A 14,985-nucleotide genomic window follows, 5' to 3' on the forward strand; every position below is an offset into this window, starting at 1 on the left:
TATACGAAAGTAAATTAAAGCAGTTAAAAATTCGTGCTAAAAGAAATGGTGCTTTCAACATTGAACCACGTGTTATTGAAAGTACAAAAACAATAAAAAAATTACACGAAAAGGCCGATAGAGTTTTAATCGATGCGCCTTGTAGTGGATTAGGAGTTTTAAAAAGAAACCCTGATAGCAAATGGAAATTACAACCTGAATTTATTGATAACATTCGTAAAGTTCAGGCTGAAGTGTTAGAAAATTATTCAAAAATTGTAAAACCAGGCGGAAAATTAGTTTATGCAACTTGTTCGGTATTACCTTCAGAAAATCAAGAACAAATTAAGCATTTCTTAAGCACCGAAATTGGAAAAGAATTTAACTTTGTTCAAGATAGAAAAGTTTTAGCAAGCGAAAGCGGTTTCGACGGATTTTACATGGCATTATTAGAAAGAAAAAATAAATAGTTTATGAAAAAGAACTTTGCAATAGTATTTTTAGCATTTACGTCACTAATGCTAGCACAAGCTGGATCTCCTGCTACACCATATTATGATGGTATGAATTGGACATTAACTGGAATGAGTTTAAAAAGTGCTTTAGAAACAAAAATCTCAGCCACGCATACAAATATTTTAACTTATGCACAAGCAGAACTAGCAATAGAAATTGTAGATTTGGATCCTACTGATTTATCAAACACAAATCTTTTATTACTATATGGATTTAGTAACAATTTATGTCCATCATCATCATCAGATGACAAAGATCATAGAAGAAGAGATAAATCTTTGGAAGATACAGGTACAGCAGACCCTTGTTTATGGAATAAAGAGCATACATATCCAAGAGCTTTAGGAGTTCCACCATTGGGAACATCTGGACCAGGAGCTGATGCACATAATTTAAGAGCAAGTGATAAAAAAAGAAATGCCGACAGAGACAATGATAGATTTTTTGATGGTTCTGGAAATTCTTTTGAAAGTGGTGTTTTATGGTATCCTGGTGACGAGTGGAAAGGTGATGTTGCAAGAATGATGATGTATATGTATTTAAGATACGGATCACAGTGTTTGCCAACTGGTGTAGCACAAACCGGAATAGCAACTGCAACAAACGATAGTAATATGGTACAATTATTTTTAGAATGGAATGCAGAAGATCCTGTTTCTCAATATGAAGATAACAGAAATACTTATCTTGGAAATACAGCAAATACTTATGCACAAGGAAATAGAAATCCTTTTATTGATAATCCTTATTTAGCAACGTTAATTTGGGGAGGACCAGTTGCAGAAAATAGATGGCCAAGTACAATTTTATCTTCTGAAGATTTTGTATCAATTGAAAATGCAACCATTTACCCAAATCCAGCAATCAATAACGAAGTTACAATTTCGTCTGAAGCGGAATTAAAATCAATTGTTTTATACAACATCAACGGACAAATCATCCAAGAAATTAAAAACCCTACGCGAGTTGATAATTCATACAAAGTGAATAACTTATCTAGTGGATTTTATTTAGTGCAAATAGCTTCTGAAAATGGAGTAGCAACTAAGAAAGTTATTGTAAACTAAGAATCACAATACATAATAAATGGAAAAGTCTCATCAGTTGGTGGGACTTTTTTTATGAAATGAAAAGAGTGCTAAAGCCTAAAACCTCAACACTCTTTTCCCCTATTAACTAAAATATTTAATGACAATTGGCTTCGGGTTGCACAAATAAACTCATATTACTTGGTGATAAATATGGGATATCTAACCCTAAACCTCTTATTATAAATAACATTCCAATAATAACCGCTACTAACGGTATTGCTTTTTGAATGGTTCCTCTGAATGAAAATGAAATCAATCCAGAAGCATAAACTACCGCTACCATCATAGGAATTGTTCCGATTCCAAAAAGTATCATATACCCAATTCCTAAAGAAACATTCTGCATTGCGATAGCTCCAAAAAGTGCTACATAGACCATTCCGCAAGGTAAAAAACCATTCAATAATCCAATAGTAAATAACGATTTGTAGCTTTTGTTTTTAAACTGTTGCCCTAAACTTGATTTTACTTTTGTGATTACTCTGTAAACAGGTTTCGAAAAATTGTATTTGGCAAATATCCGTTCAGGAATTACTGCTACTAAAATCATCAAAATCCCAACGATTATAGATAGTTGTTGTTGCATTCCAGCTAAATAAAAACTTCTTCCTAAAAGTCCGAATATTAAACCTAATGTTCCGTAAGCCGTTAATTTCCCAATATGATACGTTATAATTTGTGTGATTTTTTTGACTTCATTACTTCTATCTACGGGTAACATCATAGCAATTGGACCGCACATTCCTATGCAGTGAAAACTACTAATTAAACCAAATATAAAAGCTGAATACAACATTAATTACAAGTTCAAATTCAAAAGAAAGAAATTATTCCATTCTAAACGAATCTTTGTTTAAATATTTCACACCATCGTATTCCCAATCGATAGAAATGTCCCAAAGACCGCCAGCCAAATTACTTTTAGGTATGAGCAAATGTGGACTAGATAGTGAAATCGGAATTTCAAAATCTAATTTCTGACTAGACGGTCTATATAAGGACACTTTTCCATTTATTTTAGAATAATCGAAATCGGCTGGGAATTGAATTTTTATTCCTTCCACAGTTTTTTCGATTGTTACTTTATTTGTTAACGCATTCGCATTTTCTTGTTTTTCAATATCACCTTGAACTAATGCTTCTTTTTTGTAATAATCTTCAACAACTAGTTCGTGATCATATTTATCATTAGATTGTACTTTGTACACATACGACAAAATAAATGTCATAAAAAGTGCAAAAGCAATAACGATTCCGGTTCCCCAATTAAATTTCATAGCTGTATTTTTTTTAATTAAAGTTTCTTGGTCCTTGGAAATTAGTTGAAGTTTCTTCTATCAACTTATCACCATTATATAATTCTAATTTTAAATGTACCTTTTCTTCTTTTAGCAAACTTTCAGGAATATCAATGTATAATGTTCCGCTTATTAAACCTTGTTTTGGTACTTTAATTACTGGACTTCCTACTAATTTTATTTCTCCTTTGTAATTGACAATTTTGACAGAAACATTGTCAAATTCTTGTTCTGTTTTATTAACAATTTTATACGTGTAGAAATTTCGAATGTTTTCTCCATTGTGTTGGAACAATTGCCCCGACATTGGTAAGAAATTAGCTTCTACATCATTTCGTAAGAACAACATTCCAATTAAAACGCCGACTAACAATGTTAAAACAGCGATGTAACCTTTCATTCGAAGTGTTAACTTGAACTTCTCTTTATTGACAATTTCATCTTCACTTGCATAACGGATTAATCCTTTTGGTAATCCTACTTTTTCCATAATCACATCACATTCATCAATACAAGCAGTACAATTGATACATTCTAACTGAGTACCATTACGAATGTCAATTCCGGTTGGACAAACTACCACACATTGGTTACAATCGATGCAATCTCCGTGACCTAATGCAGTTCTATCTTCACCATTTCTCCATTTTTTTCTTCCGTTTGTACCTTCACCTCTTACGTGGTCATAGGTTACATTAATGGATTTGTTATCCAATAAAACCCCTTGCATTCTTCCGTAAGGACAGGCGATAATACAAACTTGCTCTCTAAACCAAGCGAATACAAAATAGAATACTCCTGTAAAAATTAATAAGGCAATTAACGTACTTAAATTACTTGTTGGTCCTTCGGTAATCATTTTGATAAGTTCATCGCTGCTAATTAAATACGCTAGAAAAACATTGGCAATGAAGAATGAAAAAATAAAAAAGATAGTCCCTTTTGTAACTCTTTTTCTTATTTTTTCAGCATCCCATTTTTGTTTTGCTAATCGCATTTGAGCTCCTCTGTCACCATCAATCCAATATTCTATACGTCTGAAAACCATTTCCATAAAAATAGTTTGCGGACAAAACCAACCACAAAATATTCGTCCGAATGCTACTGTAAATAAAGTCAACCCTACTACTCCAACAATCATTGAAATAACAAACAAATGAAAGTCTTGAGGCCAAAATGCAAATCCGAAAATACTAAAACGTCTTTCCATTACATTAAACATCAAGAATTGATTTCCTCCAATTTTAATAAATGGCGAAGCAATTAAGAATACCAAAAGAAAATAACTCAATAATTTTCTTTTATCGTAGAAAGGTCCAGAAGGTTTTTTAGGATGAATAAAATTTCTTTTTCCTTCTGCATTAATAGTTGCAATGGTATCTCTAAAACTTTCGTCTGGTAAATTTGACATAATTATGCAATTTTTAGTTTAAAAAAGGTTTTGAGAAATTCCCAAAACCTTTTTTATAATTTTATTTTTCTGCAGGAGCTTCTACCTTAGTAGAATCTACTACTGCTTCATCTGCAGGAGCTGCAGTTTCTGTCCATATTTCTCCTTCAGCGGCTTTTGCTCCTGGAGGATTAGATCCTTCTAATGTTAAAATATAACTTGCTACACTTTGAATATCTTTAGAAGATAAATTAGCTTTCCAAGCTACCATTGAAGGGTTGTTTTTACTTCCTTCAGAAATTAACTTGAAGACATTTTTAATTCCTCCACCGTTAATCCAGTTTTTATCCGTTAAGTTTGGCCCAACTAAACCTCCACCATCTGCTTTATGACATGCAGTACAAGCGTTTGTAAAAATTTCTTTTCCTTTAGCTAAACTGGCAGCATCTGTAACAGCAACTACGGTTTCATAACTTACTTCATCAGCTGGATCTTTAGGCAATTTAGATTTTTCTAATTCTGCTAATGCTACTTCGTTTTTAAACTCTTGTTCTTGATCGTACTCATTCATTACATGGAAACGAACCATATAAACTAAAGCAAAAATAATGGTTCCATAGAACAAATATACCCACCATGGCGGTAATACATTGTCTAACTCTTTGATACCATCATAATCGTGGTCTAACATGATATCTTCTTCTCTCTCCATTTCTTTAGAGCGAGTTAATTTACTAACTATGTTTTGATACCATGAACTTTCTGTAAAAGAAACCGACTGCGCATCTGCTAATTGTTTCTTTTGTTCGTCTGTTAATAAATGGTATGTTACTTTATCAACGGCATCGATTACAATTTCGATTGCGATTAATAAGAAAAGGAATACTCCTAAAAATAAAGCTACCATAGGAAACTTTATAAAAGCTGGCCTGTCTCCAGAATCGATAAAATATTCCAAAGCTGCAAATACTACTGCAAACAGTAATGGAACTCTTACGTATGATGGAATTAATTTTTTCATTTGTTGAAAATTTTGATGTTATGAGAACCTGAACAACCATGAAACTACCCAATAATTACAAACATCATGGTTGTTTCAGTTTCCCGCTAATTATAATTATGACTATTCGTCGTTTAAAGGCATTTCACTAATTTCTTTGATTTTTTCTTTGCTGTACGTAAATGCCCAAATTGTGAACAATACAAACGCTGTAAAGAAAATCGTCAAGGAAATGATTGGATAAATATCTACTCCTGTAATAGTTTCCAAATTATGTTTAATGAACTTTAGCATAACTTTTTATTTTTTAACTTGAGTATCTGTACCTAATCTTTGTAAATATGCAATCAACGCTACAATCTCTCTATCTTTCAATGGAGAAGCTGTTTGACCTCCAAATGATTTCTTAATTTCTGGATTTGCTAATAAATTGGTTTCAATTTTAGTAGCTTGTTCGTCCATATGTTTAAGAGCATTATTAATATCTGCATCAGAATAAGGAACTCCTAAAGTTACCATGGTTCTCATTTTGTCTTGAGTTGTTGATTTATCTAACTCATTTTTAATTAACCATTGGTATCTTGGCATAATTGATTTCTCATTTAAACCTTGAGGATCATACATGTGGTTAAAATGCCATACGTCATCTCTACCTCCATTAAATGGTTTTCCTTTAACACCTTCGCGAGCTAAATCTGGACCTGTACGTTTAGAACCCCATAAGAATGGATGGTCGTAAACAAATTCACCTGCTTTAGAATAGTCACCATAACGCTCAACTTCTGAACGGAACGGACGAACCATTTGAGAGTGACATCCCACACAACCCTCACGGATATATAAATCTCTACCTTCTAATTCAAGAGGTGTATATGGTTTAACAGATGATATGGTTGGAATATTAGATTTCACTAAAATCGTTGGTAAAATTTGGATTAAACCTCCAATTAAAATTGCAACTGTAGTTAAAATCATAAATTGAACTGGTTTTCTTTCTAACCAAGAGTGTAATTTTTCACCTTTTAAACGGTTAGGAGAAATAACTGCTAAAGCTGGAGCTTCTGCTAATTCATTCTCAACTGGAGAACCTTGTCTTACTGTTCTAATAACATTATAAACTAATACAATTACCCCTACTAAATATAACGTTCCACCCACAGCACGCATCCAATACATTGGCATTAACTCGGTTACTGTTTCAAGGAAGTTACCATATTGTAATGCACCACCATCTGGCTTAAATTGTTTCCACATAGAAGCTTGAGTAAATCCAGCAACATACATTGGAAGAGCATATAAAATAATACCTAAAGTACCTATCCAGAAATGGAAATTCGCTAATTTTTCAGAGAATAATTTTGTTTTAGTCATTCTTGGGATTAACCAATAAATCATACCGAATGATAAGAAACCATTCCAAGCTAAAGCTCCAACGTGTACGTGAGCAATAATCCAGTCTGTAAAGTGCGCAATAGCATTAACGTTTTTCAATGATAACATTGGACCTTCAAATGTAGCCATACCGTAACCAGTAATTGCCACTACGAAGAATTTCAATACTGCATCAGTACGTACTTTATCCCAAACTCCTCTTAAAGTTAATAAACCATTAATCATACCTCCCCAAGATGGTGCAATCAACATTACAGAGAACACAACTCCTAAGTTTTGAGCCCAATCTGGTAAAGCAGAATACAATAAATGGTGAGGTCCAGCCCAAATGTAAATGAAGATCAACGACCAAAAGTGGATAATAGATAATCTATAAGAATATACCGGACGATTCGCAACTTTTGGTACAAAGTAATACATCATACCTAAGAATGGAGTCGTTAAGAAGAATGCCACCGCATTGTGTCCGTACCACCATTGTACTAATGCATCTTGAACACCAGCATAAACTGAGTACGATTTCATTCCAGATAACGAAACAGGTAATTCTAAACTGTTAAAGATATGAAGTACAGCAACTGTTACAAATGTTGCAATGTAAAACCAAATAGCAACATAAATGTGACGTTCTCTTCTTTTAATAATGGTTCCAATCATATTGATACCAAACACAACCCAAATAAGTGCAATTGCAATATCAATTGGCCACTCTAACTCAGCATATTCTTTAGATGTAGAATATCCTAATGGTAATGTTATAGCTGCAGCAACAATAATTAATTGCCAACCCCAAAAGTGAACTTTACTTAAAAAGTCACTCAACATTCTAGTCTTTAATAAACGTTGCATAGAGTAATAAACTCCTGCAAACATCGCATTACCAACGAAGGCAAAGATTACCGCATTGGTGTGTAAAGGTCTTAAGCGTCCAAAACTTAAAAACGAAATACCGCTGGTTAAGTTTGGAAACAAAAATAAGAAAGCTAAAATAAGCCCCACTAACATCCCCACTACACCAAAGACTATACTAGCGTAGAGGAAATTCCTTACAATTTTGTTGTCGTAATAAAATTGTTGCTTCTCCATAATTAGATTGATTTTTGTTTTTCTGTTTGTATTAATTTGTTAGGATTTTCTTTTTTCACAACTTCATCTTCAAATAACATTCTGACTGATGGTGTATAATCGTCATCATATTGACCGCTTTTAACTGCTTTAATGAAAGCAATCAAAAAAGCAACGGCAACTATTATACTGATTGTGATTAATAAATAAATGACACTCATACCTTAAATTGTGTTAACAAAGTTACTCCCACTCGCTTTTATAAAACATGACTTTTATCATGTATTAAAATTTTCTTAAATTTAATCAATTTATTTCTTTCTTGTATACAAATTTGTAAGAATTGTCACAAAACTTACAATTGTTATTGTGCTGAGTGGCATTATAATAGCTGCCACAATTGGATCTAATGCACCCGTAACGGCATAACTTAATCCAACAACATTATATAATAAGGAAAGCCCAAAACTCATGTAAATCGTCTTCATAGCATTTTTAGAATAGCGCATAAAAAACGCTATTTTATCAAACTGTGTTGCATCTAAAATACCATCGCAGGCTGGTGAGAACACATTTACGTTTTCAGAAATAGATAATCCTAAATTACTTTGCGCTAATGCGCCTGCATCGTTTAACCCATCACCTACCATCATCACATTTTTACCTTCTTTTTGCAATTGTTCAATGTATTGTAGTTTTTGTTCTGGTTTTTGATTGAAAACTAAAGTGGTTTTCGACGGCAACATTTTCTCTAAAATTCTTCTTTCTCCATCATTATCACCTGATAAGACTACTAAATTGTAATGTTTAGCCAAATCAGCAAACAATTCCTCTAAACCTTTTCTGTATTGATTATTGAAGACGTAACTTCCTTTATAAACACCATTGATTTCCACATGCACTTTGGTTTTCTTATGCGTGTTTTCGGTCATGGTTTTAAGGAATTGTGACGAACCTAATTTTACCGTATTTCCTTCAATTTCTGCAAAAATTCCCTTTCCGATGATTTCTTCAAAACTTGTAGTTTCTACTTTTTCTTGATTTGGAATAAAATCGTACAATCTTCTACTTAATGGATGATTCGAACCACGTAAAACGTTCTTCAATAATCTTAATTCAGAAGAGTTTAATTCGGTTCCTTCGTAGGTTATTGCGGTTTTTTTATTGGTTGTAATCGTTCCGGTTTTATCGAAAACAATCGTATCTACTTTGGCTAATTGTTCTACAACTAAAGCATTTTTTAAGTATAATTTTCGATTGCCTAGAATTCGTAACACATTTCCTAATGTAAACGGAGCTGTTAATGCTAAGGCACACGGACAAGCCACAATCAAAATCGCAGTGAAAACATTAAAAGCAGTTTGAACATCGATGAAAATCCAATAAATAAAGGAAACTACCGCTAAAGATAATAAAGCTGGCGTGAAATATCGACTAATTCTATCGGTAATGTTTTTGTGTTGTTGTTCTACTCTTTTTTGGAAAACATCGTTACTCCATAATTGGGTTAAGTAACTTTGAGAAACCGAAAATAAAACTTCCATTTCAATCACTTTTCCCATTTGTTTTCCGCCAGCGAAAACTTTATCTCCTGATTTTTTCTCAATTGGAACGGCTTCACCTGTTACGAAACTGTAATCAATTGAAGCTTTTTCGGAAATTAAAATTCCATCTACCGGAATTAACTCTTGATTTCGAATTAATAATCGATCTCCTTTTTGAATATCGTAAACTTGAACTGATTCTTCATCACCATTTGGTAAAACCTTCGTAATTGCAATTGGAAAATACGATTTATAATCGCGTTCAAACGAAAGGAAATCGTATGTTTTTTGTTGGAACAACTTTCCTAATAACATAAAGAAAATCAATCCCGCCATACTATCGAAGAAACCTTGACCATAATCAAAAACGATATCGACTGTACTTCTAACAAACATCACTACAATTCCTAGAGCAATCGGAATATCAATATTCAATAAGCCTGATTTTATACTTTTCCAAGCGGAAACATAATAACCAGAAGCCGAATAAATAAAAGTAGGTAGCGATAATCCGAAAATCAACCAACGAAAAAATCCGCGGTATTGATCGATCCAATATTCTTCTACTTCAAAATATTCAGGAAACGAAAGCAGCATTATATTTCCAAAGCAGAAAAAGGCTACTCCTATTTTATAGATTAAAGTTCGGTCGATTTTTTTCTTGCCTTCATCAAAATTTTCTAAAGAAATATAAGGTTCGTAACCAATCGAACTCAATAAATAGACGATATCTTTTAAAGAAGTTTGTTCTGGATTGAAGGTAACTCGTACTTTCTTTTCGCCAAAATTAACTTGCGAAGTACTTATTCCTGGTTGAAGCTTTTGTAGATTTTCCAGAATCCAAATACACGAACTACAGTGTATATGAGGAATGTAGAGTGAAACAATGTGTGTTGTACGCTCTTGGAATTCCAATAATTTAGTAACAATTTCTTCATTGTCTAAAAAGTCATATTTGCCCTGAATGTCTTGTGGAGTGGCGCCGGGTGCTGCCTGAAAATCATAATAACACGTTAGGTCGTTTTGACTAAAAATTTCGTAAACAGTTTTACAACCATTGCAACAAAACTTTTTTTCGTCAAATACAATCTCGTCTTTTTTTATAATTTCATTACCACAATGGAAACAATTTTCTGCGTCCATAAATTTGCTCATTTTACCTGTAACAAAGGTCACACATAAATGTAGAACAAAATATGATATTTGTCATACAATTTTGTAATTTTGTAAACGCAATAAAAATTTTCACTCTATGAATAAATGTGAACAGTGTATCGTGAGGCAATTTAGTTCGTTAAAAGCGTTGAATAAAGACGAACTTTTAAGAATGGCCGAATGTAAAACTTCCTACACCATAAAAAAAGGCGAACCTATTTTTGAAGAAGGCGAAGTTACCAATGGAATTTATTGCATCAAAGACGGCGTTTGTAAGCTTTCTAAACTTAGCGATAACGGGAAAGACCAAATTGTAAAATTGGTTAAACCAGGCGAATTATTAGGCCAACGTTCGATGATTAGTGACGAACCTGCAAATTTAAGTGCCGTTGCTTTAGAAGATATGGAAGTATGTTTTATTCCGAGAAGTGAAGTCATGCAGTTTTTTACGCAAAACAATCAGTTTTCGATGAATGTGATGAAAACGATTTGCGAAGACTTAAAAGGAGCTGACGATCACATGGTAAACATGGCACAGAAAACCGTTCGTCAACGTTTAGCCGAAACTTTAATATACTTAGAAGATACCTTTGGTAAAAACGAAGATGGCACGCTACATATTCAATTATCAAGAGAAGAATTAGCCGGAATGATTGGAACTGCTACAGAAAGTTGTATTCGCTTGCTTTCTGAATTAAACAAATCTGAATATATTGAGTTGATTGGAAAGAAAATCAAACTATTAGATAAAAATAAATTAAAACGATTAACATAAGAGAATCCGCTGAAAAGCGGATTTTTTGTTGAAAATCATTATCCAAAATTTTATAAAAACCTTAAATATAACTTTCAAAATATTTTATTACTTTTGAGAATACCAAAATGAATCAGCTATGGATATGACAGCCCAAATAAAAAAGAATTTAATTTCAAGAATTAAAGATTCTAAAGATTTGAATTTTCTGAAAGCGCTTCAAACTATATTCGATTCGTCTGAACAAGCTTTATATCAATTAACTTCTGAACAACAAACCGCTATCGAAAAAGGTAGAAACGATATTAAAGAAGGTGATTTTCATAAAAATGAGGAAGTAATTTCAGAAATGCGCGAATGGTTAAAAAAGAAATAATTTGGTCAAAATTAGCCAAACTTCAATTTAAAGCCATTTTAGAATATTATGTAGAAAGAAATGGTAGCGAAAATTACAGTTTAAAACTAGTTGATGAAGTTGAAGATGTATTAAATACACTTTCCAAATCTGAACTTATCGGAAGATTAACTTCAAACAAATGCACTCGTGTAATTCCTATGAAAGTATATCTTATTTTTTATGAGATAAATGAAAACAAAATAGAGATTGTTTCTTTTTGGGATAATCGGCAAGATTTAGAACGTAGAAAAATTAAATAACTCCGCTGAAAAGCGGATTTTTTGTTGGATGGAATTGTAAGATTTTTTAGTATTTTTGGAAAAGATAAAACTGAGGTTTGTCTGATATTTATAAAAATAAATTGAGTAGATTAAAACAATTAATAGTATAAAACTCTTTCAAATTATATAATATCAGCTATTAAATATAATAATAATAAAAATTTTATTATAAATGAAGAATGAAAAAACGATGAAAGAAGTTACAACAATATTCGGGCTACTAATGATAATATCAATAATAGTATTCATGAGGAGATCTGAATGGTCCGATAGATTAACAAAACAAGGTTCGATAACAGTTGCTCATTATTATAGAATTGACAAAGGAAAAACAAATTACTTTTGTTATATATATAAAGTAGGAGACGACTATTTCACATGTTCAACTTCAAATGGAGATGATTTTGTTGAAAACCTTAATAAAGAACCAATACAATCCTTTCCTGTAGTTTACGATGCAATTGACAATAAGTTGCATATTGTAATCTGGAATAATAAATTTACTAATGATTTTCAGTTAGGCAAAAAAATTGAAAAATTACCAAATGAAATACAACTAATTGAAGAAAATACAAATTTTTGGTCAGGAGTAAGTCCAACAGCTGATAAGAATGACAAAAAAGAAATTGAGGAGTATTTTAAAATTAAAAATAACTACAGCTACAGAGATTAATTTACTTCAAGTCACAAAAAAAATCCGCTCTTCAGCGGATTTCTTTATTCTGTTGGTCCTTCCCAATTAGAAAAACCACCTAGTAAGTTAAAGGTATTCTCAAAACCTAATTGTTCCATGGCGTTACATGCGTTAGCACTACGTACACCAGCGGCGCAATACACATAATAGTTTTTCGATTTATCTAACTCCTCTACTCTATAAATAAAACCTTGTCCTTTATATATATCAATATTAATAGCACCTGGAATATAACCATCGTTAAATTCATCTTCAGTACGAACATCTACTATAACTCCGTTCTCATCCTGCGAAAACTGGCTCCACCACGTATTTTGATCTAAGTTTGTCATTGTATCTTTTTTTTCCAAAAGTACTATCAAAAAATGCAATTTTAAAACTTTAACAAAAATTTATCAAACATTTGTACATACAAATAAAATATTTACTACATTTGTACATACAAATTTTACAACATCAAATGAGAATAGAAGAAATCATAAAACCTAACACACCAATGGCAATGGAGAAGAAAACATTACTGAATGTTTTGTATACTCAAAATGTCATTTCGGAAAAGTTTAATGAGATATTAAAGCCATTTGACCTTTCCCCTGAACAATTTAATGTGTTGCGCATCTTAAGAGGTCAGAAAGGAAAGCCTGCTAATATGTGTATGATACAAGAACGCATGATTGCGAAAACGAGTAACACTACACGTTTAGTTGACAAATTGTTATTAAAAGAATTAGTGCTTAGAGAAGTTTGCCCAATCAATCGACGTAAAATGGAAATTACCATTACAGAGAAAGGTTTAGAACTTTTACTACAATTGGATCCTTTAGTAGAAGCTCACGAGCGCTCTTTTTCTCAAAATTTGACTGTTGCAGAATTAGAATTATTAAACGAATTACTTGAAAAATTTAGAAATTAAAAACCCTAAAATTACTATGACAAATTTTATAGAAAATCAAAAATGGCGTTACGCTACCAAAAAATTCGATGCTAGCAAAAAAGTATCAGCAGCAGATTTAGAAACTTTAAAAGAAGCAATTCAATTGAGTACTTCTTCTTACGGTTTACAATTGTACAAAGTATTTATTATCGAAAATCCTGAAGTTAGAGCGCAATTACAACCAGCTTCATGGGGACAATCGCAAATTGTAGAGGCTTCTCACCTATTGGTATTTGCTAATATTGTAGATGTTCAAGAAAGCCATATTGATGCTTATGTTCAAAACATTGCAGATACAAGAGGTTTATCTGTTGAAGATTTAAAAGGTTATTCAGACTTTATGAAATCGAAAATTGTTTCTTTACCAGTGGAGCAAAAAGCGGTTTGGACATCAAAACAAACTTATTTAGCTTTAGCTAACTTATTGAATGCCGCTGCAGAATTAAAAATCGACGTAACACCAATGGAAGGTTTTGAACCAGAAAAATACAACGAAATTTTAGGTTTCAATGCCTTAGGATTAAACGCTTCATTAGTAGCAGCTGTAGGATACCGTCATGAAGAAGACGCAACACAACATTATGCAAAAGTGAGAAAACCAAAACAAGAATTATTTACTACTATTTAATTATAACCATTAACATTTAAAACAATTTTAAAAATGAAAAATTTCAAATCAATCGCTTTAGCTCTTGTAGCTTTTGTATCATTCGCAGTCAATGCACAATCAAAAAAAGTTGATGTAACTAAAAGTACTATCAATTGGGTAGGTAAAAAAGTAACAGGTGCTCACGAAGGTACAATTACTTTAAAAGAAGGTGCTTTAGTTTTCAAAGGTAAAAAAGTAGTAAACGGAAACTTTACTGTTGATATGACAACTATCAATACTACAGATTTAGATGGAAAAGGAAAAGCAAATTTAGATGGACACTTAAAATCAGATGATTTCTTTGGTGTTGAAAAATTCCCAACTGCTACTTTAGTTTTCAAAACTATTGGTGAAAAAGGTAAAGGAGTTTATGCAGTAACTGCAGATTTAACTATCAAAGGAAAAACAGAACCTATTAAATTTGACTTAACTGTTGCTGGAAATACTGCTACAACTAGTTTAAATGTAGATAGAACTAAATACGGAATTCAATATGGTTCTGGAAGCTTCTTTGACAACTTAGGAGACAAAACAATCAACGACGAATTCGAATTAAAAGTTAAATTAGTATTCTAATTGAACTGGGAAACTTTGCTATGAAAAACAAAAAAAGCCTTGAATTTCTTCAAGGCTTTTTTGCTTATTATTCTTCTAACATTTTCTCAAAAGCTTCTCTAGTCATAACATTTAAAGTATCTTTTTCACAATCCCAAATTGAAACATACTTTTCAGAAATAACAAAATGTTCTTTCAAATTGTAAAGTTTTCCGTAAAGCATTAAAGTACAAATATCAGTTGAAGTAATAAATTCGCCAGTTTCTGGTAAATGACTGTGCATTGTAGCTT

The 14,985-nt window shown here is 32.1% G+C and carries 17 protein-coding genes and 2 pseudogenes; 9 read left to right on the forward strand and 10 right to left on the reverse strand.

The window, feature by feature from the left end; translation table 11 throughout:
- A pseudogene (locus tag L6Q46_RS06645) lies at positions 1 to 449 on the forward strand (RNA methyltransferase); the annotation flags it as partial.
- A 3-nt stretch (positions 450 to 452) separates the two neighbouring features.
- Entirely contained in the window at positions 453 to 1,562 is a 1,110-nt protein-coding gene (locus L6Q46_RS06650) for an endonuclease (RefSeq protein WP_291283656.1), read from the forward strand.
- 118 nt (positions 1,563 to 1,680) lie between these two features.
- On the opposite strand, the gene L6Q46_RS06655 is transcribed toward L6Q46_RS06650, so the two are convergent.
- From L6Q46_RS06655 to L6Q46_RS06690, 8 genes are all read right to left on the reverse strand, one after another.
- Entirely contained in the window at positions 1,681 to 2,382 is a 702-nt protein-coding gene (locus L6Q46_RS06655; protein WP_291283657.1) for a sulfite exporter TauE/SafE family protein, read from the reverse strand.
- A 31-nt stretch (positions 2,383 to 2,413) separates the two neighbouring features.
- On the reverse strand, positions 2,414 to 2,863 hold the full coding sequence (locus L6Q46_RS06660) for a FixH family protein (RefSeq protein ID WP_291283658.1): 450 nt from the start codon (positions 2,861 to 2,863) through the stop codon (positions 2,414 to 2,416).
- A 13-nt stretch (positions 2,864 to 2,876) separates the two neighbouring features.
- Positions 2,877 to 4,295, reverse strand: a complete 1,419-nt coding sequence (gene ccoG / locus L6Q46_RS06665) for a cytochrome c oxidase accessory protein CcoG (protein WP_291283659.1) — start codon at positions 4,293 to 4,295, stop codon at positions 2,877 to 2,879.
- Positions 4,296 to 4,356: 61 nt separating this feature from the next.
- Complete coding sequence (locus L6Q46_RS06670; RefSeq protein ID WP_291283660.1) at positions 4,357 to 5,295, reverse strand: cbb3-type cytochrome c oxidase N-terminal domain-containing protein; 939 nt, start codon at positions 5,293 to 5,295, stop codon at positions 4,357 to 4,359.
- 102 nt (positions 5,296 to 5,397) lie between these two features.
- Positions 5,398 to 5,568, reverse strand: coding sequence for a CcoQ/FixQ family Cbb3-type cytochrome c oxidase assembly chaperone (locus L6Q46_RS06675; RefSeq protein ID WP_111567136.1), 171 nt, complete (start codon positions 5,566 to 5,568; stop codon positions 5,398 to 5,400).
- Positions 5,569 to 5,574: 6 nt separating this feature from the next.
- A complete protein-coding gene (gene ccoN, locus L6Q46_RS06680) occupies positions 5,575 to 7,752 on the reverse strand; it encodes a cytochrome-c oxidase, cbb3-type subunit I (RefSeq protein ID WP_291283661.1) in 2,178 nt (725 codons plus the stop codon).
- 2 nt (positions 7,753 to 7,754) lie between these two features.
- Positions 7,755 to 7,952, reverse strand: coding sequence for a cbb3-type cytochrome oxidase assembly protein CcoS (ccoS, locus tag L6Q46_RS06685; RefSeq protein ID WP_291283662.1), 198 nt, complete (start codon positions 7,950 to 7,952; stop codon positions 7,755 to 7,757).
- 90 nt (positions 7,953 to 8,042) lie between these two features.
- Positions 8,043 to 10,418: a heavy metal translocating P-type ATPase metal-binding domain-containing protein gene (locus L6Q46_RS06690; protein WP_291283663.1), complete on the reverse strand. Its 2,376-nt coding sequence runs from the start codon at positions 10,416 to 10,418 to the stop codon at positions 8,043 to 8,045.
- Positions 10,419 to 10,527: 109 nt separating this feature from the next.
- Here L6Q46_RS06690 and L6Q46_RS06695 point away from each other — a divergent pair, with 109 nt between their 5' ends.
- The 4 genes from L6Q46_RS06695 (at position 10,528) to L6Q46_RS06710 (ending at position 12,535) form a co-directional block, all read left to right on the forward strand.
- Positions 10,528 to 11,205: a Crp/Fnr family transcriptional regulator gene (locus L6Q46_RS06695; protein ID WP_291283664.1), complete on the forward strand. Its 678-nt coding sequence runs from the start codon at positions 10,528 to 10,530 to the stop codon at positions 11,203 to 11,205.
- Between the two features lie 118 nt (positions 11,206 to 11,323).
- Positions 11,324 to 11,560, forward strand: coding sequence for a hypothetical protein (locus tag L6Q46_RS06700; RefSeq protein WP_291283665.1), 237 nt, complete (start codon positions 11,324 to 11,326; stop codon positions 11,558 to 11,560).
- Positions 11,542 to 11,841, forward strand: a complete 300-nt coding sequence (locus L6Q46_RS06705) for a type II toxin-antitoxin system RelE/ParE family toxin (RefSeq protein WP_291283666.1) — start codon at positions 11,542 to 11,544, stop codon at positions 11,839 to 11,841. The genes L6Q46_RS06700 and L6Q46_RS06705 overlap by 19 nt, the downstream gene beginning before the upstream one ends.
- Before the next feature lie 268 nt (positions 11,842 to 12,109).
- Positions 12,110 to 12,535: a hypothetical protein gene (locus tag L6Q46_RS06710; protein WP_291283667.1), complete on the forward strand. Its 426-nt coding sequence runs from the start codon at positions 12,110 to 12,112 to the stop codon at positions 12,533 to 12,535.
- Between the two features lie 44 nt (positions 12,536 to 12,579).
- Here L6Q46_RS06710 and L6Q46_RS06715 read toward each other — a convergent pair whose 3' ends face one another.
- The gene (locus tag L6Q46_RS06715) at positions 12,580 to 12,888 is read right to left on the reverse strand and encodes a rhodanese-like domain-containing protein (protein ID WP_291283668.1); all 309 of its coding nucleotides are present in this window, start codon (positions 12,886 to 12,888) and stop codon (positions 12,580 to 12,582) included.
- 128 nt (positions 12,889 to 13,016) lie between these two features.
- On the opposite strand from L6Q46_RS06715, the gene L6Q46_RS06720 reads away from it, so the two are divergent.
- Genes L6Q46_RS06720 through L6Q46_RS06730 form a run of 3 tightly spaced genes read left to right on the forward strand, consistent with a single transcriptional unit; the run spans position 13,017 to position 14,715 of the window.
- On the forward strand, positions 13,017 to 13,469 hold the full coding sequence (locus L6Q46_RS06720) for a MarR family transcriptional regulator (RefSeq protein WP_291283669.1): 453 nt from the start codon (positions 13,017 to 13,019) through the stop codon (positions 13,467 to 13,469).
- 16 nt (positions 13,470 to 13,485) lie between these two features.
- Positions 13,486 to 14,118 (forward strand): NAD(P)H-dependent oxidoreductase, encoded by a 633-nt coding sequence (locus tag L6Q46_RS06725; protein ID WP_291283670.1) that lies wholly within the window; start codon positions 13,486 to 13,488, stop codon positions 14,116 to 14,118.
- A 33-nt stretch (positions 14,119 to 14,151) separates the two neighbouring features.
- Complete coding sequence (locus L6Q46_RS06730) at positions 14,152 to 14,715, forward strand: YceI family protein (protein ID WP_291283671.1); 564 nt, start codon at positions 14,152 to 14,154, stop codon at positions 14,713 to 14,715.
- 67 nt (positions 14,716 to 14,782) lie between these two features.
- Here L6Q46_RS06730 and L6Q46_RS06735 read toward each other — a convergent pair.
- Positions 14,783 to 14,985, reverse strand: a pseudogene (locus tag L6Q46_RS06735) (hypothetical protein); the annotation flags it as partial.

The organism is Flavobacterium sp., assembly GCF_023151265.1.
Taxonomy (GTDB): Bacteria; Bacteroidota; Bacteroidia; order Flavobacteriales; family Flavobacteriaceae; genus Flavobacterium.

What these genes read in the sequence shown, in the direction of transcription:
- L6Q46_RS06650 (WP_291283656.1), top strand. Translation starts at nt 453, where the DNA reads ATGAAAAAGAACTTTGCAATAGTATTTTTAGCATTTACGTCACTAATG.
- L6Q46_RS06655 (WP_291283657.1), bottom strand. Translation starts at nt 2,382, where the DNA reads ATGTTGTATTCAGCTTTTATATTTGGTTTAATTAGTAGTTTTCACTGC.
- L6Q46_RS06660 (WP_291283658.1), bottom strand. Translation starts at nt 2,863, where the DNA reads ATGAAATTTAATTGGGGAACCGGAATCGTTATTGCTTTTGCACTTTTT.
- ccoG (WP_291283659.1), bottom strand. Translation starts at nt 4,295, where the DNA reads ATGTCAAATTTACCAGACGAAAGTTTTAGAGATACCATTGCAACTATT.
- L6Q46_RS06670 (WP_291283660.1), bottom strand. Translation starts at nt 5,295, where the DNA reads ATGAAAAAATTAATTCCATCATACGTAAGAGTTCCATTACTGTTTGCA.
- L6Q46_RS06675 (WP_111567136.1), bottom strand. Translation starts at nt 5,568, where the DNA reads ATGCTAAAGTTCATTAAACATAATTTGGAAACTATTACAGGAGTAGAT.
- ccoN (WP_291283661.1), bottom strand. Translation starts at nt 7,752, where the DNA reads ATGGAGAAGCAACAATTTTATTACGACAACAAAATTGTAAGGAATTTC.
- ccoS (WP_291283662.1), bottom strand. Translation starts at nt 7,952, where the DNA reads ATGAGTGTCATTTATTTATTAATCACAATCAGTATAATAGTTGCCGTT.
- L6Q46_RS06690 (WP_291283663.1), bottom strand. Translation starts at nt 10,418, where the DNA reads ATGGACGCAGAAAATTGTTTCCATTGTGGTAATGAAATTATAAAAAAA.
- L6Q46_RS06695 (WP_291283664.1), top strand. Translation starts at nt 10,528, where the DNA reads ATGAATAAATGTGAACAGTGTATCGTGAGGCAATTTAGTTCGTTAAAA.
- L6Q46_RS06700 (WP_291283665.1), top strand. Translation starts at nt 11,324, where the DNA reads ATGGATATGACAGCCCAAATAAAAAAGAATTTAATTTCAAGAATTAAA.
- L6Q46_RS06705 (WP_291283666.1), top strand. Translation starts at nt 11,542, where the DNA reads ATGGTTAAAAAAGAAATAATTTGGTCAAAATTAGCCAAACTTCAATTT.
- L6Q46_RS06710 (WP_291283667.1), top strand. Translation starts at nt 12,110, where the DNA reads ATGAGGAGATCTGAATGGTCCGATAGATTAACAAAACAAGGTTCGATA.
- L6Q46_RS06715 (WP_291283668.1), bottom strand. Translation starts at nt 12,888, where the DNA reads ATGACAAACTTAGATCAAAATACGTGGTGGAGCCAGTTTTCGCAGGAT.
- L6Q46_RS06720 (WP_291283669.1), top strand. Translation starts at nt 13,017, where the DNA reads ATGAGAATAGAAGAAATCATAAAACCTAACACACCAATGGCAATGGAG.
- L6Q46_RS06725 (WP_291283670.1), top strand. Translation starts at nt 13,486, where the DNA reads ATGACAAATTTTATAGAAAATCAAAAATGGCGTTACGCTACCAAAAAA.
- L6Q46_RS06730 (WP_291283671.1), top strand. Translation starts at nt 14,152, where the DNA reads ATGAAAAATTTCAAATCAATCGCTTTAGCTCTTGTAGCTTTTGTATCA.